Here is a 23403-nt window from a genome sequence, read left to right on the forward strand (position 1 = left end):
TATAATAAATTTCTCTATGCTTGACATAGAGGCTATAAGAAAACAGCCCGATCTGATCAAAGACAGACTGCGATTGAGGAAGGAAGACTATGTAGAGTTAGTGGATAAAATACTTGAGTTTGACGGGAAGAGAAGAGACATTCTAAAAGAGTTAGAATCTCTTCGGGCTGAGAGGAACAGACTAAGCAAAGAGATAGGAAAGCTAAGGTCTCAGGGTCAAAATACGGAAAGCACTGAAGCAAGAGTAAGGGAAATTAGGGAAAAAATAGAAAGGCTTGAGGATGAGCTTTCTGAAGTTGAAGGAAAGCTTAGGGATACTATGCTTTTTTTACCTAATCTGCCACACAAGAGCGTTCCCTTTGGAAAGGACGAGTCAGAAAATGTAGAAGTTAGAAGATGGGGAACACCGAGGGAGTTTGACTTTGAACCAAGGGCTCACTACGAGATAGGAGAACTCCTGGGCATATTGGATTTTGAACGGGGTGCTAATTTGGCTGGGAGTCGTTTTACGGTTATGTGGGGCTGGGGGGCTAAGCTGGAAAGGGCACTTATAAACTTTATGTTAGACTTTCACACAAGCAGAGGCTACAAAGAAGTTTGGGTTCCCCATCTGGTAAAGCCAGAAATACTTCAGGGCACGGGCCAGCTACCTAAGTTTGAAGAGGATGTTTATAAGTGTGAATGGGATAACCTTTACCTAATACCTACTGCAGAGGTGCCCCTTACCAATCTCTTTAGAGATCAGATCCTTGAAGAGAAAGACCTGCCCATATACCTAACAGCTTACACTCCTTGCTACAGAAGGGAAGCGGGAGCCTACGGCAAAGACATAAGAGGCATAATAAGACAGCATCAGTTTGATAAAGTGGAGCTTGTGAAGATAGTTCATCCAGAGAAGTCAGATGAGGAGCTGGAAAAGCTAACTGCAGATGCGGAAGAAGTTTTAAAACTGCTTGGACTTCCATACAGAGTTGTGATGCTATGCACGGGAGATTTAGGTTTTGCCTCTGCCAAGACTTACGACATAGAGGTGTGGTTTCCGTCCCAGAAAAAATACAGAGAGATCTCCTCCTGCTCCAACTGCACCGACTTTCAGGCAAGACGTATGAATACAAGGTTCAAAGACTCCTCTGGAAGAAACAGATTTGTCCATACTCTGAACGGCTCGGGTTTGGCAGTGGGAAGAACTCTCGCAGCCATACTGGAGAACTACCAGCAAAAGGACGGTTCGGTGATCATTCCTGAAGTTCTTAGAGACTACCTTAAGGCGGATGTAATAAAACCAGATGGAGCTTGAAGTTAGCAATCTACCTTCCGAAGAGCTATACAAACTTATAACCGAGTGGGTTGCACCAAGGCCCATAGCGTGGGTATCCACCATAAATAAAAACGGGACTATAAACTTAGCTCCTTTCAGCTTTTTTAACCTCGTGTGCGACGAACCGCCCGTGATTATGCTTTCTATTAGTAAAAGAGAAGATGGAACACGAAAGGATACAGCGAGGAATATTTTAGATGTTGGCGAGTTTGTAGTAAATTTTGCAGAATGGAATCTTTTGGAAAAGGTAAAACTCACAGGAAAAGAGTTCCCACCCTCTGTTAGCGAGCTTGAACTGGCTGGGCTTACTCCCGAACCTTCAAAAGAGGTAAAGCCACCGAGAGTTAAAGAGTCTCCAGCAAGCTTTGAATGCAAGCTTATAAAGCACATGGAGCTGTTTAATTACGACGTTATATTTGGTGAAGTGGTATTTTTGGTGGTAAGGAGAGAATGCGTTAGGAGGGTAGGAAGGATAGGAGAGGGTTTTTGTAGATGTGATTGAACCGTACTTCTAAACCGCTGTTAAAGCTAAGGCTGTCATGAGCTTGTTATGAATTGTCTTTTCCGTAGAACAAAACAAACTTTAACTCTGACAAAATACGTATGAAAGTTTAACTTTATTTCTATGATTACCTTTGAACTTGCAAAGGAGGAGAGCTTAGACAATAGGCAGATAAAGGAGCTTCAAGAGGAAATCAGAGCTTTGGCAAAGCAGAAAAATGCTGTCATACTCTCCCATTACTACCAAAGGCCTGAAGTGCAGGACATAGCGGACTTTGTGGGAGACTCTTTGGAACTTTCCAGGAAGGCGAGCCAGACAGATGCAGATATTATTCTCTTTTGCGGTGTTAGGTTTATGTGCGAAACTGCCAAAATTCTAAACCCTACAAAGAAAGTTTTACATCCCAATCCCGAGTCGGGCTGTCCTATGGCTGATATGATAACCGCAAAGCAGGTGCTGAAATTAAAAGAGGAACATCCGGATGCAGAAGTAGTGGCTTATGTAAATACTACCGCAGAAGTTAAGGCGGTTTCTGATGTTTGCGTAACATCAGCCAATGCGGTAAAGGTGGTAAAAAAATTGGAAAGTAAAAAGATTATCTTCATACCAGACCAAGCCCTTGGTAATTGGGTGAAAAAACACGTGCCAGAGAAGGAATTTGTAATCTGGCAGGGCTTTTGCCCTCCTCACTTTGAGTTTACCGCAAGGGAGCTACAAAAGCTAAAAGAAAAATATCCAGATGCTAAAGTGGCAGTCCATCCAGAGTGTCACCAAAAGGTTATTGAAATGGCAGACTTTGTAGGCTCAACCTCCCAGATAATAAACTACGCCACCACCTGCGACGCAGACAAGGTTATAGTTATCACAGAAGTTGGGCTAAAACATACCCTTATGAAGAAAAACCCAAACAAAGAATACATATTCCCAGAGTCTATGAATTATTGCGGAACAGTTTATTGTTGCACCATGAAAGCTATAAATTTACCCCTTGTCTATAAAACCCTAAAGGAAGAGATAAACGAAGTGATCCTTCCAGAGGACATCATAGAAAAAGCAAAAAGACCTTTGGAAAGAATGCTTGAGCTAAGTTAGTAATAAGTTCAGTTATTAATATGATTTCTATCATATTGAATATTGAAATTGGATATTAAAATTGTTTTCAAATTGAGCAGGAGGAAACTGGCTATTAAGCTTAAGCTTTTTATGGTTTCCCTATTAATTTTGCCTGGGCTATCCTACGCTGGAAAAAAGATACTAATATTTGAGGATGGAGAAACCTTAGGTAAAGGGGGATTGCAAACTGAGAACTACCTTTTAAGGTCAGAACCAAGGACAACAGAATATACCTTTAACCTGACTTATGGATTGACGGACAGAGTAGATGTGGGTTTAAACGTCCCCTTTACCTACGAGAAAAAGCTTGAGGGATCCAACCTTTCCCTTGACCTTAAAGGAAAGGTATTTGAAAAAGAAAAATCCAAGGTCGCTTTAAAGTTTTCCTCTGAGATACCCACAAAGGATGAGAATTTTAAGTATGGTCCTACCCTTGCTTTGCAAACATCGGTGGAGAACCTATCTTTTTACGCTACAAGTTCCTATGAACTTCGCCACAGGGAATTTTTTCAGAGCGTGTCTGCTGAGTGGAAGCCCACGGAAAGGTTAGGCTTAATTCTAACTGGTTTTTACTCCTCTGAAGGTTCCCAAACAGGGGCTATTGGAGGTTTGACTTTGTCTGGGAAAAGCTGGGAATTTGCTTTGGGAGTAAAAAAGGTCTTTGAATCAGGACAAAAGCCTTCTGCGGTGGCAGGTTTGACGATAAGATTTAAATAAGGAGGTAAAAATATGCTGGAACAGGTGGAAGTGGGTAAAAAAGTTAAGGTTTTAAAACTCGAAGGTAACGATGAGATTATTAAGAAGCTTGAGGCTATGGGTATAAGGGAGGGGAAGGTTTTGGAGGTTGTCCAAAAGCTTGGAAGGAATATTGTGGTTAAGCTTGACCACTCCAAGATAGCCATAAGCAAAAGCCTGGCAAAGAGGATAAAGGTTAAATGAAGAGAATAAGCGTAGCACTTGTAGGTAATCCTAATGTAGGTAAAACGAGTCTTTTAAACCACATTGCTGGCACCACCTTAAAGATTGGAAACTGGGCTGGGACTACTGTTGAAAAAAAGGAAGGAAAGGCATACTACGGAGACTACGAAGTACACCTTGTAGATTTACCAGGGATTTACACTTTGGAGCCCTTTTCCGAAGCGGAGCAGTTGGCAAGAGACTACATACTAAATCAAAGGCCGGACGTGGTGGTAAACGTAGTAGAAACCCCCAACATGGAAAGGGACCTTTTGCTAACGGTGGAGCTTTTGGAGATGGAGATTCCCATGGTCATAGCTTTGAACATGTGGGACGAAGCAAAAAAGCTTGGGATAGAGGTAGATACATCCAAGATGGAAGAGTTTTTGGGAGTTAGGATAGTAAAAACCAATGGTAGGACTGGGGAGGGTAAGGACGAACTTCTTAGGAAGATCGTAGAAACCTACGAGGGCAAAATCAGACCGATTGAAGTTAAGTATTCACCAGACTTGGAAAAATTCCTTTCAAGCGTGCAGGGAGACACAAAATCCGAAAGGATAAGAAAAGCGCTAATCTCTTACGGCGAGGAGTTTGAAAAACTTCTGAAGAGAGAAAGGTTTGCATTCATCCACGGTCTTTATTACAGCACGGTAAAAAAGACAAAGTACGACGTCTTTGAGCTTACAGATAGTCTGGATAGGGTGCTTCTTCATCCAGTGTTTGGCGTTTTGATCTTTCTTTTTATCATGTTTATGACCTTTAAAATCGCCTTTGATTTTTCTGCTCCATGGATGGACTGGTTGGACGGTTTGATGAACGGTTTCTTTTCTCCATTAATTAAACACCTTCTTGGTGAATCTATCTTTTCAAGGTTTTTGTCTGAGGCTGTAGTTGGTGGGGTGGGCTTTGTTCTAACCTTTTTACCCCTGATTGCCAGCATTATCTTTATACTTTCCCTGCTTGAGTTTTCTGGGTATCTTCCAAGAGTTGCCTTTTTGATGGATAGCTTTATGCACCGCCTTGGTTTACACGGCGCAAGCTTTATACCTCTTCTTTTAGGTTTTGGTTGCAATGTGCCAGCAATCGTAGCAACAAGGGCTTTGGAAAGTAAAAGGGACAAGCTTTTGGTCATGGCTATGATACCTTTTGTGAGCTGTCCTGCAAGGCTTGTGGTTTTCTCCTTCTTTGCCACGCTGTTTTTTCCAAACCCAGCCCTTGTTATCTTCTCCCTCTACATCTTTGGTTTAGTTTTTGCCTTTTTAACCTCCTTTGTTCTTCAGAAATCCATCTATAAAAATCCACTCAGACATATGATACTTGAGCTCCCACCTTACAGACTACCTGTTTTTAAGCTGGTTTTTAGAATAACCTGGGCTCACGTAAAGCAGTTTATATACAGGGCAGGAACGCTTATATTTGGAGTTTCTGTGGTACTTTGGGTTCTACTAAACTTGCCTCCGGGAGTTAGCAATCCAAAGGACAGCTTTGCAGGTTATGTGGGAAGGATCTTGGTGCCAGTGTTTAAACCTATGGGTTTAGAAGACTGGCAAATTACCACATCTTTAATACCAGCTTTCTTGGCAAGGGAGATAGTTTTAAGTTCTATGGCAACCATCTATGCGGTGGAGCAGGAGGAGGAAGGGAAAGACTTTGAGATAAAACAAGCCCTGATTGAACAGGCAATGGCTTTTGGAAAAGCCTTCAAGGATTCTCTTTTTAACACCATCAACCCATTACCAAAAGCCTTTGAGTTAGAGGAAGAGCAATCTGCTTTAAGGGAAACGGTAAAAAACTCCTTGAGCCCAGCTCAAGCCTTCTCCTTTATGCTGTTTATCCTTCTTTACACCTCTTGCCTCGGCACAGTGGCGGTGCTTCAGAAAGAAGCTGGCACAAAGTTTGCCATTGCATTTTTAGCATACAGCTTTGTGTTAGCTTGGTTGGTTGGTGTAATCGCTTACAAGCTATGGAGTTTGTTCTGATCCCTCTTTTTGCTCTACCTTTGCTTTTCCTTTGGTTCAAAAGGAACAAAAAGGACTGTTGCGGTTAAACTTAGGTACCAAGCTCCCAAGATGAAAGATAGTTTATCTGCTCTTGGGTTAGTTGGTCTATTTCTACTCCCATACTACTTAGCTTCAAAGACGCTACTATTCTGTCTATTTCATCGGGAACCTTATATACCTTATTTTCTAAACGCTGATGATTCTTTGCTATGTATTCTACGGAAAGGGCTTGATTGGCAAAGGACATGTCCATAACGGATGCAGGGTGCCCTTCTGCAGAAGCGAGATTTACAAGCCTTCCTTGAGCCAAAAGGTAGATCCTCCTTCCGTCCCGTAGGGTGTATTCTTCCACAAACCTTCTGACTTCCCTTTTGGAAACCGAGAGCTCTTCCAAGGCTTTTTTGTCTATTTCCACGTCAAAGTGTCCTGCGTTGGATATAATGGCACCATCTTTCATAACTTCAAAGTGCTCCTTTCTTATAACAGATGTGTTTCCTGTGACAGTAACAAAAAAGTCCCCAAGTTTTGCAGCTTCAAGCATCGGCATCACCAAAAAGCCGTCCATCTTTGCTTCAAGTGCCTTTATGGGATCCACCTCCGTAACTATTACCTGAGCTCCCATTCCCCTTGCCCTTTGGGCAACACCCTTTCCACACCATCCGTATCCTGCCACCACAAAGTAGGAACCCGCCAACAACCTGTTGGTAGCCCTAAGTATGCCGTCTATGGTAGATTGGCCAGTGCCGTATCTGTTATCAAACATGTGTTTTGTGTATGCGTCATTTACCGCTATGATGGGAAAGTTTAGAATTCCCTTCTGTGCCATAGCCCTAAGCCTTATAACCCCCGTGGTGGTCTCTTCCATACCACCCAAAACCTTCTTTGAAAGCTCTGGATACTCTTTGTGCAAGGTGGATATAAGGTCTGCCCCATCGTCTATGACAATATCTGGACCCTTTTCTATAACAGCCCTTAGGTGTGAGTAGTAGGTTTCTGTGTCCTCCCCTTTTATGGCAAAAACCGGGATTTGATAGTATTCAACCAGGGCAGCGGCAACGTCATCTTGAGTGGAAAGTGGATTGGACGCAGTTAAAAAAACCTCTGCTCCACCTTCTTTTAAGGTTAGCATGAGGTTTGCGGTTTCTGTGGTTACGTGCAAGCAAGCGGAGATTTTAAGCCCCTTTAAAGGCTTTTCTTTTGAGAACCTTTCTCTTATGCTTCTCAAGACGGGCATATCCCTTTCTGCCCACTCTATGCGGTTTTTCCCTTCCTCCGCCAAGCTCAGGTCTTTTATGTGGTATTCCATAGTCTCAATAGTTTAACATATTTTTATGAAGCGAAAAGCTGTCCTTATACTAAACTTTGGTTCCCAATACGTGCAACTTATTGCCAGAAGGGTCAGAGAACTGGGAGTTTATAGTCAAATAGTGCCTTTCTACCAAAGCTTAGAAAAGATTATGGAAAATGAGCCTTACGCTTTGATACTCTCTGGTGGTCCTGCAAGCGTCTATATGCAAGGCGCACCCTTGCCGGACAGGAAAATATACGACTTAAACATTCCCATCCTTGGTATATGCTACGGACTTCAGGCTATAACTCATCAGCTTGGTGGGACCGTAGAAAGAGCCCAAAAACAAGAGTATGGAAGAGCAAGGCTTGAGATTTTAAAAGAGGATCCGCTTTTTGAAGGTCTTCCTAAAAATTTTGACGTTTGGATGAGTCACGCAGATAAAGTTTCTAAGCTTCCTCAGGACTTTGAGGTCCTTGCAAGCTCAGAAAATTCACCCTATGCAGTAATAAAGCATAGGTTCAAACCTATATACGGGGTTCAGTTCCATCCAGAAGTTTCCCACACGCAGTATGGAAAAGAGATCTTGGCTAACTTTCTCTTCAAAGTGGCAAAGGCACAGACAAATTGGAAGATGGAAAACTTCTTGGAAGAGAAGGTCAAGGAAATAAGGGAACAGGTGGGAAATAAAAAGGTAATATGCGCTCTTTCTGGTGGTGTGGATTCTACCGTCGCTTTTGTGCTAACCTACAGGGCTGTGGGCAATAATCTTTTGGGTGTTTTTGTAGATCACGGACTATTGAGAAAGGGAGAGGCGCAGGAGGTAGAAGAACACTTCAAGCAGATGGGCCTTCCCTTTAAAAGGGTAAATGCAAGCAAGTTGTTCTTGGAAAGGCTAAAGAGCGTGGAAGACCCAGAGGAAAAGAGAAGGATAGTAGGACACACCTTTGTGGAGGTGTTTGAAAAGGAAGCGAAAGAGTTTGGCGCTCAGGTTTTGCTTCAGGGCACCCTTTACCCAGATGTGGTAGAAAGCGCAGGCATAGAGGGGGCGCAGGTTATAAAAACTCACCATAACGTAGGTGGATTGCCAGAAAGGATGGCATTGGAGCTTCTTGAACCGCTAAGGGAACTCTTCAAAGACGAGGTCAGAAGGTTGGGAAAGCTTTTGGGAGTGCCAAAAGAAATACTTGAAAGACACCCTTTCCCTGGTCCAGGACTTGCCATAAGGATATTAGGAGAAGTGAAAGAAGAAGACCTTGAAATCTTAAGAGAAGCGGACGCCATTTTTATAGAGGAGCTAAAAAAGGCAGGCTTATACAACAAAGTTTGGCAAGCCTTTGCGGTTTTACTTCCAGTTAAGAGCGTGGGGGTTATGGGAGACGTGAGGACTTACGAAAGGGTAGTTGGTTTGAGAGCGGTGGACAGTACGGACGGAATGACCGCAGACTGGTCCAGATTGCCCTACGAGTTTTTGGACCACGTTATGCGTAGGATAATCAACGAAGTTAAAGGAATAAACAGAGTAGTTTATGACATCTCTTCCAAACCACCAGCTACCATAGAATGGGAGTGAGCTTAGAATTTAGAAGAAAGGTATTTCATATATTCAGTGTTTTGTTTTGGCTTGTCCCACTCTTTTACCTTCCAAAGACCTGGCTTTTGATTTTCTCTTTATTTGTCCTTGCTTTGAACTTGGTTTTTGTTTTAAGACTTGCGGAAGACAAGATTAAACCCATCTACAAACTTATTTACCTTTTTGAAAGGGAAAAGAACCTTGAAAGACCAGCAATCCAAGCCCTTTGGCTAAATTTGGGCGTATTCTTAAGCTTTCTGTTTTTTACAAAAGAGTGCGCTGCGGTGGGTATAGTTCTTACAGCTGTGGGAGACGGCTTTGCGGGACTGATAGGCTACCATTTTGGAAGGATAAGGATAGGTCAGAAAAGCTTGGAGGGATTTTGGGCTTTCTTTGTCTTTTCAAGCCTTGCTCTTTGGCCTTTTGTTGGAGCTTTTGCTTTACTTATAGCTTTCGTGGGCGCAGTGGTGGAGATTTTACCAAAGAATATAGACGATAACTTTTTACTTCCCTTAGTAGGAAGCGCCTTGGCGTGTATAATTTAAGATGTGAAAGCTGTAGGCACACGCTCTATACTAAAGCTTTTGGAGGGCAAAGAGGAAGCTCACAAAATAGAGCAAGAGCTCAAAAAATTGGAGAAGAAAAAGCAAAAAGTCTATGTGTCAAACTACACCCTTTTGGAGTTGGCTTACATTCTTGAATTTAACTACGGACTTGAGAGGGAAAGGATAGGAAAGATCCTGAGAACCATACTGGAGGACCCACTTTTTAAGGTAGAGGAAGAGGAAGTTTGGAAAGAGGCCCTTGAGTTATACATGAAGGGAGAAGACCTTTTGATGGCTTTAAAGAAAGCCCAATACAGAAATAACGGTGTGGAAAATGAGCTCAGTTAAAGTAAAATTCTGCGGTATTACCAGAGAAGAGGACATTAAAAAAGCCATAGAGCTTGGCGTGGATTACGTGGGCTTTATCATGTATCCAAAAAGCCCACGATGGGTAGGTTGGGAAAAACTGAAGAATCTTTTAAGGCTTTCGGAAGGAGTTAAAAAAGTTGTAGTTTTTGTAAATCCATCCTATCAAGAGGTGGAAAAGGCTTTAAGTATGGGTGCCGATTTGGTTCAACTTCATGGAGAGGAAAGCTTTGAGTTTGCAAAAGGCGTAGGCTTAGAAAGAGTTATAAAAGCCTTCAGGGTGATAGATAATTTCTCTGTAGCTGAAGATTGGAAAGGCGCTCACGCCATACTGCTGGATACTTACTCAGAGAAAGCATACGGTGGCACTGGAGAGAGCTTTGATTGGACTATAGCACAGTCCGTAGTGAACATGGGCTTCAGAGTTTTTCTGTCTGGTGGGCTAAAAAAGGAAAACGTGCAGAAGGCTATAAAGATAGTTAGACCATACGGAGTGGATGTTTCTTCTGGGATAGAATCCTCTCCCGGCATAAAAGATCACAAGAAGATGGAGGAATTTATCCATGCAGTTAAGAACGCACTTAAAGATTGATCAAAGTCTAAGCGGTAAGCCAGTAGAACTAAAAGAAGGTTATGCGGTGGTGGTCCTTGAAACGAAGGAAAACATGGTAGCAGACGAAAAGGGCCTCATACACGGTGGCTTTATCTTCAGCCTCGCGGACTACTGTGCCATGCTGTCTGTAAATGAACCTACGGTTGTGTTGGCCTCTGCAAAGGTGGATTTTAAAAAACCGGTAGTTTTGGGAGAAGTGCTCAAGGCTGAGGGAAAAGTTGTAAAATCAGAAGGAAAAAAGAGGTGGGTTGAAGTAAAGGTTTTTAGAAACTTGGACTTAGTCTTTGAGGGAGAATTTCTATGCGTGGTTCCAGAAAAACACGTGCTTGACTTGATTTGAATATTGTGATAAATTTAAATCAAACATTATCAAAGGAGGTTGCGCCATGGTAAAAACTGTTCTGATAGGCCTTGGTGCTGGTGCCTTAGCCTTAGCCCAACCAAAGATTGAAGTCAAGGACCCATGGGTAAGGCTTGTACCTCCGAATTCAAAAAACACCGCAGCTTATATGAAGATTGAAAACAAAGGCACTGAAGCAGACAAACTTGTAGATGCTTCTAACAACGTATCTAAGATAACCGAACTGCACGAAACGGTAGGTGGGAAGATGCGCAAAGTTAATGCAATAGAGGTGCCGGCAGGGAAAACAGTGGAGCTAAAGCCCAGTGGCTTGCACGTAATGATAATAGACCTAAAAGAACCTCTCAAAGAAGGACAAACTGTAGAGATCACCTTAAAATTTGAAAAAGCTGGAGAGATAAAAGTTCAAGCTCCAGTTAAAAAAGCCATGGGAAAGATGGAACATCATGAACACAAGCAGGGACACTAAGCCTTGGCTTTAGCTAAATCCCACGAGTTTTTAAACCTTCTAGCCCTCCCGGGCTTTTTATTTTTTTTACCAAAAGAATTTTACGTACCCTTCAGTTTGGGCTACTTAATCGGAACGTTTTTTCTGTCCCCCGACTTAGACCTTAAACACTCCAAACCATCCAAAAGGTGGAGATTCTTAAAGATTATCTGGTATCCATATCAGAAAAAGTCTAAGCATCGCGGGCTATCACATATACCAATACTTGGAACGTTCATAAGGCTGTTTTATATATTAGTTTTCTCAGTTCTTTTATACTACTTGATATACTTAGCTTTTTACTTATATCTGGGTGTTTCAGAGGAAGTTTCTACGATTAATCCCCTTTCGTTGGTTGAAAGAATAGCATACAAAGAATCCGTGTTTTACGTAATCTTAGGCTTAATCGCTTCTGAGATTATGCACATACTTGTTGATGTTTTATGGAGTTTGTGGGTAAAGATTAGACCTTTTTAACCATCTCCCTAATACCCTAATATAAGATCTTTAACAAGAAAATACGTTGGGTGAGAAATTAGGAAAAGGGCAATTTATCTTGTTAGAAAAGCCTCGGGGAGACAAGGTATCTAATAAAGCAGGAAGAACACCAAAAAGGTATAACGCTTTCGACTTACCTTTATGGGTATGCTGTTGGCTATAGCTTTTTCAGAAAAAATTATGTGCTTGGTTAATTTCTCACCCAACGTATTAAACTATTAACTATGCTTCTACTTTTGTTGTTGTTGCTTGTGAGTATGTCCTTTGGAAAAATTTTTTACGCAAAGTGGGACGATGCGGTTAGTCCTATAATGCTTGAATATATTAAAAGGAACATAGCTAAAGCAGAAAAGGAAAATGGAACGCTTTTTATCCTTGAGCTCAATACCCCCGGAGGGCTTGAAACTTCCATGAGGCAGATAATCCAGGAGTTTCAGAAAACCCCATTGCCAGTGGTGGTGTATGTTTATCCTCCTGGGGGAAGGGCAGCCTCCGCTGGTGCAATAATAACAGCTTCCGCAGACATAGCGGCAATGGCTCCAGGGACGAACATAGGAGCAGCCCATCCGGTTCAGGTAAGTGGAGAGAAAATGGAGGAGGCAGTAAAAGAAAAAGCCCTTCAGGATATGTTAGCTTTTGTAAGGTCCATAGCAAAGGAGAAGGGAAGAAATTCAGAAGTGCTTGAAAAGATGGTCAAAGAAAGCATTTCTCTTACTCCAGACGAAGCTCTAAGGGAGGGAGTGATAGACCTGATAGCAGTAGATAGGGCTGATCTTTTGAAAAAGTTAGATGGTAGGAAAGTAAAAAAGCACGGAAGGGAAATTGTCATAACAACCTCTGGTGTGCCTGTAGTAGATGTGCAAGAGAGCATAAGGGAATCCTTTTTAAAGATAATCACAAATCCCACCGTAGCTTACATGCTACTTTTAATAGGTTTTTACGGTATATTCTTTGAACTTTACAATCCCGGTGCCATAATTCCAGGTGCGGTGGGCATTGTCAGCCTTCTTCTGGGCTTATACGGTTTGGGGATCATAGGTATAAACTGGCTTGGTTTGCTCCTTATTTTGGCAGGTTTGCTTTTGCTCGTGTTAGAGCTTATCACACCAACCTTTGGGGGCTTGGCTATAGCAGGTATGGTAGCTTTGGCTATAGGTTCCTTAGTTTTAATCAGTCCAGACTCTCCCTATGGGGACATCCCCCTTTCTGTTATAGCCACCATGGTATTTGCCACTACATTTTTCTTCTTGGTTGCCGGAAGGCTTGGCTTAAAAGCACAGAAAAGGAAAAAGATAACTGGATCTGAAGGGCTCATAGGAGAAGAAGGAGAAGCCATCATGGACTTTAAAAACGGAAAGGGAAAGGTTTTCATAAAGGGTGAAATATGGAATTCAATAAGTAAAGACGACATTAAAAAAGGCGACAGAGTATTGGTAGAAGAAGTTAAAGGTCTAACGCTTTACGTAAAGAAACTTTAAACACTTTCTTCTTTCTTAGAAAATTTATGATGACAGAATGGGCATATGAGGGCTTTTCTATGAACTTCAGAGTAGCACATGCTGCATCTTTTTTTCCCTTTTAAGAGCAAGAAAAGGTTTATATGGAAAATGTGTTTTATTAAAAAATAAACAAACAGTATGGTTAGGATTACAGTCCAACCTTTTAAAGGTGTTATGGGTTCAAAATTAATAGTCCAAAGATAAGTAGTGGATAGGGACGCTACCCAAAAGGCTACTCTTCTCTCCAAGAACACTTGGGCTAATATTTGGAGTAGTGCAAGATAGACAAAAAACTGAAAGACTGAGTTTAAAAACAAAGGCTCAAGAAAGTTTAGGAAATCCAACTTTAAAAAACCCCCTAATTATGGTGTGTATCAACAGCCCAATGAAAAAGCCAGTAATTAGAGCTATAGCTTTTATAACCCCACCTTTTAGCAAAAAAACCGTCATCAAAAAAGCAAAAACGGACACTCTAATAGGGTAAGTAAGCAATGTCCAAGAGGTGCCGCGCTTAAAAACTCTAAATAGCACCTCGACATAAACTACACCTACCGCTACTCCTAACAATAAATCAAAGACTAACACACCTAAAAGCCAAAGGTTGTGGGTATGTCTAAGTTAATGTCCCTCACTTCCTTTATTTCGGGAAATCTATTTTTTAAAGCCCTTTCTATACCTGCCTTAAGCGTAAGCACAGACATACCACAACCCGCACAAGCTCCCATCATTCTAACTAACACAACTCCATCCTCTTGAACATCCACCAACTCTACATCTCCACCGTCAAACCTAAGGGCGGGCCTTATCTCATCCAAAACCGCTTCAATTTCTTCCCTTGTGGGCATTGCCATCCTTAATCACCTCCTTAGTTAATTAATAATATAATTCTATCGTGCGAGTTTTGATAACCGGTTGCGCTGGGTTTATTGGGTCCCATCTGTGCGATAGATTTCTCAAAGAAGGTTTTGAAGTTATTGGTATGGATAATTTTATAACAGGAAATCCAGACAACATAGCTCACCTTATCGGACATCCTAAGTTCAAGTTCATCCATTACAACGTGGTAAATTACCTGTACGTGGATGGACCTTTGGACTTGATACTGCACTTTGCCTGTCCTGCATCACCCGTTGATTATCTTAACCACCCAATACACACCATGAAGGTAGACTCCTTAGGGACGCTAAACACCTTAGGACTTGCCAAGCTAAAGTCCGCAAGGTATGTTTTCGCATCCTCTTCCGAAGTTTACGGAGATCCGCAGGTTCATCCCCAAAGGGAAGATTACTGGGGATATGTAAATCCTGTAAGTGTTAGAAGTGTCTATTCGGAAGCAAAGAGATTTTCGGAAGCTCTGTGCATGGCCTATTGGAGAGAGCACAAAGTAGACGTCAGAATAGCAAGGATATTTAACACCTACGGCGAGAGGATGAGGATGGATGATGGCAGGGTAATTCCTACCTTTCTCTCTAGGGCTTTAAAGGGTGAGCCTATCCCCGTCCATGGAGATGGAAGTCAAACCAGGAGTTTTTGCTATATAGAAGATTTAGTGGATGGTATTTTTAAACTTTCTATCACTGACCATTTAGAAGGTCAGGTCATCAACTTAGGCAATCCAGAAGAGATAAGCATATTGGACCTTGCAAAGCTTGTATTGGAAGTGACAAATTCTGACTCGCCTATACAGATGCTAAAAGGAAGGGAAGAGGATCCAAGGAGAAGATGTCCTGACATAAGAAAGGCTAAGGAACTTCTAGGTTGGGAACCTAAGACAAGTTTGAAAGAAGGCTTGAAAAAAACCGTAGAATGGTTAAAATCATACCTAAGGAGGTGATATAAAATGTTTCACATGCCTAATCTAACGGAGTTGTTGGTAATACTGCTTATAGTTTTTCTTCTGTTTGGTGCTTCCAAACTACCCGAAGTGGGAAGGGGCTTAGGCGAGGGTATAAGAAATTTCAAGAAAGCACTATCTGGTGAAACGGAAGAGGAAAAGAAAGTGAAGGAAGTAAAGGGTGAAGAGGTAAATAAGGAGAAGGTCTAAGCGTTATCCTTAGGATTGTAAGGGATGCTTAAAGGATTTATTTTTGATATAACTCCATTGATAAACTTTGCTGGTGTCTTTCCTGCATACTTGGTGGCTATTCTAAGGTAATCGTAAAGGACAAGCACGGGATACTTCACTTTTATGTAAAGTAATTCGGCGAGAGCCAACCTAAGGATGTTTCTCTCTATGTAGCCCAATCTGTCAAAGTCCCAACCTTCAAGATTGTCCGTTATTTGTTTATCGATAGCTTCGGCGTGATTAAAGTAGGTTCTTAAGAGTTTCCTCAAGTATCTTCTCCTTTCTTCGTGTTTTATCCTATTCATAGCTATGTATTCTTCTATAATTTCTTCTAAGTTCCCTCCCTTGATGTCCCACTGATAAAGGACTAAAAAGGCGTCCTCTCTCGCTTTCGTTTTATAAATGGTCATCTTATACCTTTAAAGAGGTTTATCATCTCTATTACCGAAAGCATGGCGTCCCATCCTTTATTTCCATGTTTTGTTCCTGCCCTTTCTATGGCTTGTTCTAAGGTGTCTGCGGTAATAATGCCAAAGGATACAGGTTTTCTGTGTTCCAAACTAAGCATCGCCAAACCCTTTGATACCTCATTAGCTATGTAGTCAAAATGGGGAGTGGCACCTCTTATCAAAACTCCAAGGGCTACTACTCCTTCAATGTTTTCTTTGAGCAGAAGTTCTTTGACTGCCATAGGAATCTCCCAAGATCCTGGCACTCTAACCAAGGTTAAATTCTCTTCTTCTCCCTCGTGTCTTAAAAAACAGTCTATTGCACCCTCTACCAACCTCTCCACTATTGCATGGTTAAACCTACTAGCTACAATACCAACCTTTATACCTTTGGCTGTAAGCATGCCTTCATACTTTCTCATGGCTTATCCTCCAGTTGTCTATCAGTCTTGTGTTGCCTACAAAAACAGCCACCAAGATTCTGTCCCCATCCTTTACCTCACTCACAGGATTTAAGTTTTCATCTGTTATCTCCACGTAATCAATTTTGCTCACGTGGGGGTGTTTTAAAAGAAACTCTCTTATTGCCTGCTTTAACAGATCAGCATCTGTGTTTCCACCTTGAAAGAGTTTTTGAGCCAATAAGAAAGACCTGTATATAGCCAATGCGCTTTGCTTTTCTTCTGGACTAAGATAGACGTTTCTGGAACTGCAAGCAAGGCCGTCTTCTTCTCTTACCGTAGGCACGGGAATAATCTCTACGGGAATGGACAGATCTTTCACTAATCTTTCCACAACCTTTAGCTGTTGATAGTCCTTTTCTCCAAAGTAGGCTCTATCAGGTTGAACTATGTTAAAGAGTTTCAACACCACTATAGCTACACCGTTAAAGTGTCCTGGTCTGTAAACACCTTCCAATCTATCTGTCAACCCTGGGATTTCTATTTTCACGCTTGGATGCTCTGGATACACCTCTTCATCATCTGGAGCAAATACCACATCCACACCTGCTTCCTCACAAAGTGCAAGATCTCTGTCTAAATCTCTGGGATACCGATCAAAGTCCTCCCCTGCTCCAAACTGAAGTGGATTTACGTATATACTTACAACCGTGAGATCATTCTGCAGTTTTGAAAGTCTTATGAGCTTCAGATGTCCTTCATGTAAGTAACCCATAGTAGGCACAAGCCCCACAGAAACATTGTTTCCTCTACACTTTATGTCCTTTATAAACCCTCTGATTTCCTTTATTCTTCTAAACAGCCTTGGCATTTTTCCTCCGAATAATTATATCTGATTCAGACAAAGATCATAGTATAAACCAGGCGTTGGGCTAAAATCCTAAGTAAGGTGGTGGGATCTAACAAAGAGGTGGTCATACCTAAGGATTCCCTGAGAGGCAAGGCTATCCTCAATAGGATTGGTATAGGTAAAGAAAGTGAGCTATCACAAGAGATTTACTTATAATTTTAGACTGTATGGAAGAGTTTAGAAGTGTTAGAGGTTTTCATGACCTATTTGGAGAGGAGCTGGATAAGTTTAACCTTGTAAGACGTACCGTAAGAAGAATCCTTCAGCTTCACAACTTTGAAGAGATCATCCTACCTGTAGTTGAGTATGCGGAAGTATTTCAGAGAAGTATAGGGGAAGCTACAGACATAGTTCAGAAGGAAATGTTCGTATTCCCAGATAAAAAGGGAAGACTTTTGGCGCTTAGACCGGAAGGAACAGCGGGTGCGGTTAGAGCTTTTATCCAGCACAGGCTATTTGCAATAAAACCATACACCAAACTTTTCTACGAAGGGCCCATGTTTAGGTATGAAAGGCCTCAGGCAGGAAGGTACAGACAATTTCATCAGATTGGGGCGGAGGTGTTTGGAAGTTCAGATCCTTTAGTGGATGCGGAGACAATAAATATATCTTACAAAATACTCAAGGATTTGAACATAAACTGCTCCGTGGAGATAAATTCAATAGGCTGTAAAGTTTGCAGACCAAATTATAGAAAAGCTCTCGTAGAGTATTTGAACGGCGTATCTGGCGCTCTCTGCCAAGACTGTATAGACAGAAAGGATAGAAACCCTCTTAGAGTGCTTGATTGTAAAGTCCCTACCTGCAAGGAGGCAGTGAAGGATGCTCCAAAAATGTTGGACTTTTTGTGTGAAGATTGTAAGAACCATCACCGAGAACTTCTTGATTACTTAGAAGTTTTGGGCATTCCTTACGTTGAAAATCCAAATCTAGTAAGGGGGCTGGACTACTATACAAGAACAGTGTTTGAAATGGTTTCCGAAGAGCTTAACATCACGGTAATAGCTGGTGGTAGGTATGACTACCTTGTGGAAGAGATGGGGGGAGTCTCTACTCCAGCTGTGGGTTTTGCAGTGGGTGTGGAGCGTTTGAGTATGTTTGTAAAAGAACCACCACCAAAAGATCCGATCTACATGGTCATACCTATAGGAGATACCGTAGGCTATGCCCTTAGAGTGTGTGAGCTTTTGAGGGAGAAAGGCAAAAGGGTAGAGCTGTCTTACAAAAGGGGTAGCTTAAAAAAGCAGTTAGAGCTTGCGAATAAACTTAAGGCAGATTACGCTGTTATCGTTGGTGAGGATGAGATGAAAGAAGAAAGTATATCTGTGAAGAACCTTCATACCGGAGAACAAACAAAGTATAGTTTGAAAGGTGTGCTAAGTGAGGTGTTTTGAGGATATTAAACAAAAGCTCAAGGAAGGAATAGAACTTCCTCAGGGTAGGTTGGGTTTAATTTCGGTAAGTAGGGGAAGGTTTGCGGAAGAGCAAAACTACGAAATAGGCCTAAACGGAAAGCGCCTTTTGTTTGCCAAAGCCTTTTACGGAAGGAGGCCATACTACAAGGAGTGGATAGAACTTTTTCACATAGAGGAGGAATTTTTTGGAAGTCCTGCGGAGGATGTTTTGCTTTCTCTTATCAGTCAGTGCTACAGAAGGGTCTTTGTGGAATACTACAACGATTTCCAGACTCATAAAGAGCTAAAGGCTGGACTTCCACCTGAGGAAACAAGGTTGGGAAGAAAGCTAAAAGGATTGGGCTATACCTTTTTTAGAGATTGGTATTATCCAGAGGGTTGGATGGAAGGGGGCTACAAGTTGCAAGCAGAAAGAAGCTAAAATTTCTTATAATCTTAGAGCGTGAAAGTTATACCTAAAATCCACTGTTTGAAAGGAGAGCTAAGGGTTCCATCGGATAAGTCTATCTCCCACAGGGCGGTTATCCTGCCTTCTTTGGCAGAGGGAGAGAGCTCAGTAGAAAACTGGCTTGAGTCAAAAGATACCTTAGCCACGCTAAGCATAATGAAGGCCTTAGGGGTTAAGATTGTCAAGAAAGGTGGAACGTTAAAAATAAAGGGCTCGAACTTTCTGCTGAAGGAACCAACCGGTATTCTAAACGCAAGAAACTCGGGAACCACCGCAAGGCTTATGTTGGGGGTTCTATCCACTCAGCCTTTCTTTTCGGTCATAACTGGAGATAAAAGTCTAAGAAAAAGACCTATGCTACGCGTGGTAGAGCCACTAAGGCAAATGGGCGCTAAAATAGACGGCAGAGAGAAAGGGGATAAACTGCCCATAGCGGTAAGGGGTAATACTCTAAAAGGTATTTCCTTCTTTAACAAGAAAGCTTCTGCCCAGGTAAAGTCTTGCATCCTTCTTGCTGGCTTAAGGGCTGAAGGTTTAACAGAAGTCTATGAGCCTTATCTGTCAAGGGATCACACGGAAAGGATGTTAAAGGCTATGGGAGTGGAGCTTGTTTCTTACGACACGGAAAAGGGAAGGGTGATAAAGTTAGAGGGTGGGCAAAGTCTGAAGCCAATTCATATGGTTTGTCCGGCGGATCCATCTTCTGCTGCTTTTTTTGCTTCCGCTGCGGTGCTTTTAAAGGATAGTGAAGTTTTACTAAAGGATGTGCTTGTAAATCCTACCAGGGATGGCTTTTTTAGAAAGCTAAGGGAAATGGGGGCAAAAATAAGCTACGAAAACGTAAGGGAAATATCCGGAGAGCAGGTGGCGGATATATACGTTAGATATACAGACACGCTAAAGCCTGTTCAAGTTAAAGAGGAAGAAGTGCCAAGTCTTATAGACGAAATTCCCATTTTGGCCGTACTCATGGCTTTTGCAAATGGAGTTTCCACAGTAAGAGGCGCACAGGAGCTTAGGGTAAAGGAAAGTGACAGAATTAAGGCTATAGTGCAAAATTTAAGGAAAATGGGTGCAAAGGTGGAGGAATACGAAGACGGCTTTTCTGTAGAAGGGGGTCGATCTCTCAAAGGGACTATCATAAAGACTTACGGAGACCACAGAATAGCCATGAGCTTTAGCATAGCCGGTCTGGTGGCAGAAGGTGAAACAACCATAGACGATCCAGAATGCGTAGCAGTTTCCTATCCTGAATTTTACGATCATTTAATACAATTAGCATGTTAAAAAAGCTTTTTTTAGAGGATTTTCACTACAAAGCCTTATCCTTGGTTATTGGTTTTCTTTTCTGGTTTGTTCTTAACTTTGGAACCAAGTCGGTGGTATCCGTTGAAAAGGAGCTGGAAATAAGAAACGCGGAGGAAAGATACAGCTATAAGCTTTCCAGAAAGAAAGTCAGGATGAAAATACACTTTGTGGAAAAGTTAGCATCAGCAGACATGGTGGATGGAGTTAAACCTTTTGTAGATGTTAGAGGCTTGTCAGTGGGAAGACACGCCCTTGAAGTCCAAGTTAGCAATCCTTACAAGCTTATTGTTTCTGTAGAAAAGTTAGAACCTGAAAGGGTAGAGGTTTATATAACAGAAACCCCCCGAAGGGGGGAGTAAGTTTATCCGCAGGAGAAGCTGTTTCCACAACCGCAAGATCCAGTTACGTTCGGGTTCCTTATCGTGAAACCACCGCCCATAAAGTCCATCACATAGTCAAGCTCTGCGTTATTCACGTATGGCATGGAGAACTGGTCTATGACTATCTTCAGCCCAGAATATTCAAAGACAAAATCTCCTTCCTCTATGGTGTCGTCAAAACCCATGGCGTATTGGAACCCAGAGCAACCTCCTGGGACAACCCTTATTCTTAAAATGGGCTCTGCTATGTTGTTCTCCTTTGCTATACGTGTCACCTCTTGCACTGCCTTCTCTGTGGCAAAAAAGTTGTAAGCAATCTGTTGCATGACTTACCTCCTTAAAAAGTTTTACTCAAAAAATAAGAAAGTTTTCGAAGTGTGCAATATGATAGCCGTCACCTAATACCTGCTAAGCTTTCCAAGATGTATTTAAAGCTCTTTGCATCTACGAGCTTTATTCCAACTCTATCCGCCCAGCGATGCAATCCCTCGTCTCCTGTTATGAGGATACCGTCCAGCTCGTAGGCAAGAAGTAAAACGTCTGCATCTTCCTTGCTGTCTATTATTCCACTTCGTAGGGCTTCCCTGTATTTTTCCCTAAGCTTGTTTATTACCTTGCCAGTTTCCGTTTCTGTAAGCCTACCGGCTTCTTTAGTATGCTCTTCTGCTACCCTTAGACCTTTGTTTATTCTGTACCTTATCTCTTCTATAAATTCGTACAAAAATTCTGCAGGTATCATCAAGTTAAACCGTCTTGGAGACCTTATGCGCACCACAAGCTCAAACTTTGGTTTTAGCTCCCCCAAGGATACCATCTTGTTAAACTCTTCATAAACAGAAGTGGGCATGTAAAACTGGGCTTTTGCATGGGAGGCAAGGGAGAGAAAATTCTCTATGGCACCGAGCTGGTCCTCTTCAAACTGGGAATAAACATCTGGATTTGTGAATACGCTGGTATCAAGGACAAAAATTTCCATAGTGAATTAAAATTATACTGTGCGCTTTTACGGGATACCTTCGGAAGACAGAGCTTTGGAGATATTAGAAAACATCCCCGATGGCATTTGGATTTTAAAAGAGCACTCCTTTCAAACCACACTTAGCTCGCAACAAGCAAAAGAAAAACTAAAGGATATTATCCTGACGATAAAGTCTTGGAAGGAAAAGGAAAAACACATACCTCAGGCTACTGCCTTTTTGTTTGTTCATACACCATCTGAACCAACGCACTTTAAAATTTACGACCTTTCCTCCCTTGGTTGCGGAATCAACCTAAGCCCACCAAGGTGGGAATGTTACCTTTTGGAAAACCAGTAAAGTAAAAAACCCAGCGTTGGAAAGACAATCATCAACAAAGCAGACAGCTTGTAGTTGTTTTGAGTAAGAAGCATAAAAAGGCTCCAGGTCCAAAGTCCGGTGGTGGATGCGATCCTTTCAGTTAAAGACAAAAAGGACATCCTGACGGAAACTTCTTCTGCGGGAAAGCTCTCTATAAGTAAAACCCTTGAGGTAGTCCAAAGGTGCGAAAGGGAAAGCCCTCCCAAAAGTCCCAATATTAAAACAAAGTCCTTTGGTATGAAAAATAGCAAAACTAAAAAACACGGCCAAAGTAAGAAAGCTAAAGGGAAAAGAGTTTTGGCTCCCAATTTATCTGTTAGTCTTCCAAAGATTATTCCACCCAGCACTCCACCCAACGCTGACAGCCCTATTACCCTGTAGATCTCCTTTGCCTCAAGCATGTAGGCATTCTTCAGATAAACACCCATCATGGCTATAAGCGTATTGGCTACTTCGGTAAGGCTTAGGATGGAAAGTATTAAAAGCAAGAATTTTCTATCACTTGTCACTTCCTTAATGCTCACAGCTTTTCTGGAAGGTGGGTTGGGCAAGTTTGCTATGGCAGGAAGGGCTAAGATAAAAAATATGAAAGATGCCTGATAGAATACCTCCGGCACTTTCAGCCAGCTTGCCAAAAAGATAAGGCTTACGGAAGACCCTAAGTATCCAAAGGCTACTCCAAAACCTGATGCAAAACCTTTCTGGGGAAGTCCCGCAAGCAGGGAGTTATAAAACACCATAGTCTGCTGGTGAAAAACCACCATTAAAAGGTAGATAAATAGATTTCCCCTTGGATAGGGCACTGTCAAGCTTAAAAGCACTCCAAAGAGTACAGTAAGGATGCTAAAGAGTATGAAAAAATGCTTTCTGAAAGCTCGCTTGTCCGCCACCTTTGCTAAGGGCAAGGCTACAAAAAAGGACAGAAAGAAGGCAAAGCCGTAGAAGAAAGAATAAAGCTTGGGGTCTATGTGCTGAGTTATGTAAAGGGGATAAAAGGTGGAAAAAATTAGTGCTCCAAGGATGGTCTCTCCAGAGTCAAAGAGGGCAAAGGAGAGGAGTTTTTTCATTTTCAACTCCAAAACAAATTGGAAACTCTAACAAGCTTATCACAATCTTTGTTTTAATTCAGCGCTATCAACTTCTTATGAGAAGGGAAGCAACAGCCTCCTTGTTGAAATTTCAACTCCGTACTTTCAACTCCATCTTTCAACTCCATACGATTCATTAGGAACAACTCAAGTATAAAGCAAGTATAACACAAGATACGCCTTTCAACTCCACACGGTTCATTAGGAACACTTTGATAAAGCGATCAAAATCTACAGCACCGTTTACAGCTTTCAACTCCACACGGTTCATTAGGAACTCAGATTTTGCCTTGCCGTTTTACGAAAGCGACTTTGTACTTTCAACTCCACACGGTTCATTAGGAACCGGTTATATTCAAAGATAAATCGTGGGGGATGGATATCGTCTTTCAACTCCACACGGTTCATTAGGAACCTTGCTGGAGTTTTAACACTGCTCTTTGCTCAATCACCTTTCAACTCCACACGGTTCATTAGGAACC

Annotated in this window: 29 protein-coding genes and 1 CRISPR repeat array; of the genes, 21 read left to right on the forward strand and 8 right to left on the reverse strand. The window is 41.9% G+C overall.

The genetic code is table 11. From position 1 onward, the window contains the following. The first annotated feature begins 16 nt into the window (after positions 1-16). From serS to feoB, 6 genes are all read left to right on the forward strand, one after another. Positions 17-1297 carry a serine--tRNA ligase gene (gene serS, locus V7P40_RS06535; protein ID WP_333785169.1) on the forward strand — a complete coding sequence of 427 codons (1281 nt, stop codon included), beginning with the start codon at positions 17-19 and terminating at the stop codon, positions 1295-1297. Further along, complete coding sequence (locus V7P40_RS06540) at positions 1287-1820, forward strand: flavin reductase family protein (protein ID WP_333785170.1); 534 nt, start codon at positions 1287-1289, stop codon at positions 1818-1820. The genes serS and V7P40_RS06540 overlap by 11 nt, the downstream gene beginning before the upstream one ends. A gap of 123 nt (positions 1821-1943) precedes the next feature. Continuing rightward, positions 1944-2912, forward strand: coding sequence for a quinolinate synthase NadA (nadA, locus tag V7P40_RS06545; RefSeq protein ID WP_333785171.1), 969 nt, complete (start codon positions 1944-1946; stop codon positions 2910-2912). Between the two features lie 72 nt (positions 2913-2984). Further along, positions 2985-3650, forward strand: a complete 666-nt coding sequence (locus V7P40_RS06550; protein ID WP_333785172.1) for a hypothetical protein — start codon at positions 2985-2987, stop codon at positions 3648-3650. A 12-nt stretch (positions 3651-3662) separates the two neighbouring features. Beyond that, on the forward strand, positions 3663-3872 hold the full coding sequence (locus V7P40_RS06555; protein ID WP_333785173.1) for a FeoA family protein: 210 nt from the start codon (positions 3663-3665) through the stop codon (positions 3870-3872). Continuing rightward, positions 3869-5869, forward strand: a complete 2001-nt coding sequence (feoB, locus tag V7P40_RS06560; RefSeq protein WP_333785174.1) for a ferrous iron transport protein B — start codon at positions 3869-3871, stop codon at positions 5867-5869. Before V7P40_RS06555 ends, feoB begins: the two co-directional genes overlap by 4 nt. A gap of 70 nt (positions 5870-5939) precedes the next feature. Here feoB and ahcY read toward each other — a convergent pair whose 3' ends face one another. Then, complete coding sequence (gene ahcY, locus V7P40_RS06565; protein ID WP_333785175.1) at positions 5940-7196, reverse strand: adenosylhomocysteinase; 1257 nt, start codon at positions 7194-7196, stop codon at positions 5940-5942. Between the two features lie 25 nt (positions 7197-7221). Here ahcY and guaA point away from each other — a divergent pair, with 25 nt between their 5' ends. The 8 genes from guaA to V7P40_RS06605 all read left to right on the forward strand — a co-directional run bounded on the left by guaA (position 7222) and on the right by V7P40_RS06605 (position 13099). Further along, on the forward strand, positions 7222-8751 hold the full coding sequence (gene guaA / locus V7P40_RS06570) for a glutamine-hydrolyzing GMP synthase (protein WP_333785176.1): 1530 nt from the start codon (positions 7222-7224) through the stop codon (positions 8749-8751). Then, positions 8742-9296, forward strand: a complete 555-nt coding sequence (locus tag V7P40_RS06575; protein WP_333785177.1) for a phosphatidate cytidylyltransferase — start codon at positions 8742-8744, stop codon at positions 9294-9296. The genes guaA and V7P40_RS06575 overlap by 10 nt, the downstream gene beginning before the upstream one ends. 3 nt (positions 9297-9299) lie before the next feature. Continuing rightward, a complete protein-coding gene (locus V7P40_RS06580) occupies positions 9300-9644 on the forward strand; it encodes a hypothetical protein (RefSeq protein ID WP_333785178.1) in 345 nt (114 codons plus the stop codon). Continuing rightward, positions 9631-10254: a phosphoribosylanthranilate isomerase gene (locus V7P40_RS06585; protein WP_333785179.1), complete on the forward strand. Its 624-nt coding sequence runs from the start codon at positions 9631-9633 to the stop codon at positions 10252-10254. The genes V7P40_RS06580 and V7P40_RS06585 overlap by 14 nt, the downstream gene beginning before the upstream one ends. Further along, positions 10226-10615, forward strand: a complete 390-nt coding sequence (locus V7P40_RS06590) for a hotdog fold thioesterase (RefSeq protein ID WP_333785180.1) — start codon at positions 10226-10228, stop codon at positions 10613-10615. Before V7P40_RS06585 ends, V7P40_RS06590 begins: the two co-directional genes overlap by 29 nt. Positions 10616-10661: 46 nt before the next feature. Beyond that, positions 10662-11105 (forward strand): copper chaperone PCu(A)C, encoded by a 444-nt coding sequence (locus tag V7P40_RS06595; RefSeq protein ID WP_333785181.1) that lies wholly within the window; start codon positions 10662-10664, stop codon positions 11103-11105. 3 nt (positions 11106-11108) lie between these two features. Further along, positions 11109-11600: a metal-binding protein gene (locus V7P40_RS06600; protein ID WP_333785182.1), complete on the forward strand. Its 492-nt coding sequence runs from the start codon at positions 11109-11111 to the stop codon at positions 11598-11600. Between the two features lie 245 nt (positions 11601-11845). Beyond that, positions 11846-13099, forward strand: coding sequence for a nodulation protein NfeD (locus V7P40_RS06605; protein ID WP_333785183.1), 1254 nt, complete (start codon positions 11846-11848; stop codon positions 13097-13099). Between the two features lie 608 nt (positions 13100-13707). On the opposite strand, the gene V7P40_RS06610 is transcribed toward V7P40_RS06605, so the two are convergent. Continuing rightward, a complete protein-coding gene (locus V7P40_RS06610) occupies positions 13708-13971 on the reverse strand; it encodes a NifU family protein (RefSeq protein WP_333785184.1) in 264 nt (87 codons plus the stop codon). A gap of 41 nt (positions 13972-14012) precedes the next feature. Here V7P40_RS06610 and V7P40_RS06615 point away from each other — a divergent pair, with 41 nt between their 5' ends. Both V7P40_RS06615 and tatA read left to right on the forward strand, forming a co-directional pair. Further along, on the forward strand, positions 14013-14954 hold the full coding sequence (locus tag V7P40_RS06615; RefSeq protein WP_333785185.1) for a UDP-glucuronic acid decarboxylase family protein: 942 nt from the start codon (positions 14013-14015) through the stop codon (positions 14952-14954). A gap of 6 nt (positions 14955-14960) precedes the next feature. Then, entirely contained in the window at positions 14961-15164 is a 204-nt protein-coding gene (tatA, locus tag V7P40_RS06620; RefSeq protein WP_333785186.1) for a twin-arginine translocase TatA/TatE family subunit, read from the forward strand. Here tatA and nusB read toward each other — a convergent pair. The 3 genes from nusB to panC are packed head-to-tail and all read right to left on the reverse strand — an operon-like array spanning position 15161 to position 16906. Beyond that, the gene (gene nusB / locus V7P40_RS06625; protein ID WP_333785187.1) at positions 15161-15595 is read right to left on the reverse strand and encodes a transcription antitermination factor NusB; all 435 of its coding nucleotides are present in this window, start codon (positions 15593-15595) and stop codon (positions 15161-15163) included. The genes tatA and nusB overlap by 4 nt on opposite strands. Then, positions 15592-16056 (reverse strand): 6,7-dimethyl-8-ribityllumazine synthase, encoded by a 465-nt coding sequence (gene ribH, locus V7P40_RS06630; RefSeq protein WP_333785188.1) that lies wholly within the window; start codon positions 16054-16056, stop codon positions 15592-15594. Before ribH ends, nusB begins: the two co-directional genes overlap by 4 nt. Then, positions 16043-16906, reverse strand: a complete 864-nt coding sequence (panC, locus tag V7P40_RS06635) for a pantoate--beta-alanine ligase (RefSeq protein ID WP_333785189.1) — start codon at positions 16904-16906, stop codon at positions 16043-16045. Before panC ends, ribH begins: the two co-directional genes overlap by 14 nt. Positions 16907-17112: 206 nt before the next feature. Between panC and hisS the strand changes: the two genes are divergently transcribed. Genes hisS through V7P40_RS06655 form a run of 4 tightly spaced genes read left to right on the forward strand, consistent with a single transcriptional unit; the run spans position 17113 to position 20475 of the window. After that, complete coding sequence (gene hisS, locus V7P40_RS06640) at positions 17113-18339, forward strand: histidine--tRNA ligase (RefSeq protein ID WP_333785190.1); 1227 nt, start codon at positions 17113-17115, stop codon at positions 18337-18339. Continuing rightward, on the forward strand, positions 18326-18781 hold the full coding sequence (locus V7P40_RS06645) for a DUF1122 family protein (RefSeq protein WP_333785191.1): 456 nt from the start codon (positions 18326-18328) through the stop codon (positions 18779-18781). The genes hisS and V7P40_RS06645 overlap by 14 nt, the downstream gene beginning before the upstream one ends. Positions 18782-18802: 21 nt before the next feature. Beyond that, the gene (gene aroA, locus V7P40_RS06650) at positions 18803-20095 is read left to right on the forward strand and encodes a 3-phosphoshikimate 1-carboxyvinyltransferase (RefSeq protein ID WP_333785192.1); all 1293 of its coding nucleotides are present in this window, start codon (positions 18803-18805) and stop codon (positions 20093-20095) included. Further along, positions 20089-20475, forward strand: coding sequence for a hypothetical protein (locus V7P40_RS06655; RefSeq protein WP_333785193.1), 387 nt, complete (start codon positions 20089-20091; stop codon positions 20473-20475). The genes aroA and V7P40_RS06655 overlap by 7 nt, the downstream gene beginning before the upstream one ends. 2 nt (positions 20476-20477) lie before the next feature. On the opposite strand, the gene V7P40_RS06660 is transcribed toward V7P40_RS06655, so the two are convergent. Together V7P40_RS06660 and V7P40_RS06665 are read right to left on the reverse strand one after the other, a co-directional pair. Continuing rightward, complete coding sequence (locus V7P40_RS06660; RefSeq protein ID WP_333785194.1) at positions 20478-20822, reverse strand: iron-sulfur cluster assembly accessory protein; 345 nt, start codon at positions 20820-20822, stop codon at positions 20478-20480. Positions 20823-20890: 68 nt separating this feature from the next. Continuing rightward, a complete protein-coding gene (locus V7P40_RS06665; RefSeq protein WP_333785195.1) occupies positions 20891-21472 on the reverse strand; it encodes an RNA ligase partner protein in 582 nt (193 codons plus the stop codon). Positions 21473-21491: 19 nt separating this feature from the next. On the opposite strand from V7P40_RS06665, the gene V7P40_RS06670 reads away from it, so the two are divergent. After that, positions 21492-21812 (forward strand): hypothetical protein, encoded by a 321-nt coding sequence (locus tag V7P40_RS06670; RefSeq protein WP_333785196.1) that lies wholly within the window; start codon positions 21492-21494, stop codon positions 21810-21812. Here V7P40_RS06670 and V7P40_RS06675 read toward each other — a convergent pair. Then, a complete protein-coding gene (locus tag V7P40_RS06675; RefSeq protein WP_333785197.1) occupies positions 21791-22900 on the reverse strand; it encodes an MFS transporter in 1110 nt (369 codons plus the stop codon). The two genes, V7P40_RS06670 and V7P40_RS06675, sit on opposite strands and share 22 nt — an antisense overlap. 123 nt (positions 22901-23023) lie before the next feature. Continuing rightward, positions 23024-23402: a CRISPR direct-repeat array (repeat unit 29 nt; unit sequence CTTTCAACTCCACACGGTTCATTAGGAAC). Position 23403 lies beyond the last annotated feature (1 nt).

It is taken from the genome of Thermocrinis sp., from assembly GCF_036781485.1.
Lineage (GTDB): Bacteria > Aquificota > Aquificia > Aquificales > Aquificaceae > Thermocrinis.

Bases quoted from the DNA above. Each gene is read 5' to 3' on its own strand.
- hisS (WP_333785190.1), top strand. From the start codon at position 17,113: ATGGAAGAGTTTAGAAGTGTTAGAGGTTTTCATGACCTATTTGGAGAG.
- nadA (WP_333785171.1), top strand. From the start codon at position 1,944: ATGATTACCTTTGAACTTGCAAAGGAGGAGAGCTTAGACAATAGGCAG.
- V7P40_RS06660 (WP_333785194.1), bottom strand. From the start codon at position 20,822: ATGCAACAGATTGCTTACAACTTTTTTGCCACAGAGAAGGCAGTGCAA.
- feoB (WP_333785174.1), top strand. From the start codon at position 3,869: ATGAAGAGAATAAGCGTAGCACTTGTAGGTAATCCTAATGTAGGTAAA.
- tatA (WP_333785186.1), top strand. From the start codon at position 14,961: ATGTTTCACATGCCTAATCTAACGGAGTTGTTGGTAATACTGCTTATA.
- ribH (WP_333785188.1), bottom strand. From the start codon at position 16,056: ATGAGAAAGTATGAAGGCATGCTTACAGCCAAAGGTATAAAGGTTGGT.
- V7P40_RS06665 (WP_333785195.1), bottom strand. From the start codon at position 21,472: ATGGAAATTTTTGTCCTTGATACCAGCGTATTCACAAATCCAGATGTT.
- nusB (WP_333785187.1), bottom strand. From the start codon at position 15,595: ATGACCATTTATAAAACGAAAGCGAGAGAGGACGCCTTTTTAGTCCTT.
- serS (WP_333785169.1), top strand. From the start codon at position 17: ATGCTTGACATAGAGGCTATAAGAAAACAGCCCGATCTGATCAAAGAC.
- guaA (WP_333785176.1), top strand. From the start codon at position 7,222: ATGAAGCGAAAAGCTGTCCTTATACTAAACTTTGGTTCCCAATACGTG.
- V7P40_RS06540 (WP_333785170.1), top strand. From the start codon at position 1,287: ATGGAGCTTGAAGTTAGCAATCTACCTTCCGAAGAGCTATACAAACTT.
- V7P40_RS06585 (WP_333785179.1), top strand. From the start codon at position 9,631: ATGAGCTCAGTTAAAGTAAAATTCTGCGGTATTACCAGAGAAGAGGAC.
- V7P40_RS06610 (WP_333785184.1), bottom strand. From the start codon at position 13,971: ATGGCAATGCCCACAAGGGAAGAAATTGAAGCGGTTTTGGATGAGATA.
- V7P40_RS06595 (WP_333785181.1), top strand. From the start codon at position 10,662: ATGGTAAAAACTGTTCTGATAGGCCTTGGTGCTGGTGCCTTAGCCTTA.
- ahcY (WP_333785175.1), bottom strand. From the start codon at position 7,196: ATGGAATACCACATAAAAGACCTGAGCTTGGCGGAGGAAGGGAAAAAC.
- V7P40_RS06655 (WP_333785193.1), top strand. From the start codon at position 20,089: ATGTTAAAAAAGCTTTTTTTAGAGGATTTTCACTACAAAGCCTTATCC.
- panC (WP_333785189.1), bottom strand. From the start codon at position 16,906: ATGCCAAGGCTGTTTAGAAGAATAAAGGAAATCAGAGGGTTTATAAAG.
- V7P40_RS06675 (WP_333785197.1), bottom strand. From the start codon at position 22,900: ATGAAAAAACTCCTCTCCTTTGCCCTCTTTGACTCTGGAGAGACCATC.
- V7P40_RS06555 (WP_333785173.1), top strand. From the start codon at position 3,663: ATGCTGGAACAGGTGGAAGTGGGTAAAAAAGTTAAGGTTTTAAAACTC.
- V7P40_RS06590 (WP_333785180.1), top strand. From the start codon at position 10,226: ATGCAGTTAAGAACGCACTTAAAGATTGATCAAAGTCTAAGCGGTAAG.
- V7P40_RS06605 (WP_333785183.1), top strand. From the start codon at position 11,846: ATGCTTCTACTTTTGTTGTTGTTGCTTGTGAGTATGTCCTTTGGAAAA.
- V7P40_RS06575 (WP_333785177.1), top strand. From the start codon at position 8,742: ATGGGAGTGAGCTTAGAATTTAGAAGAAAGGTATTTCATATATTCAGT.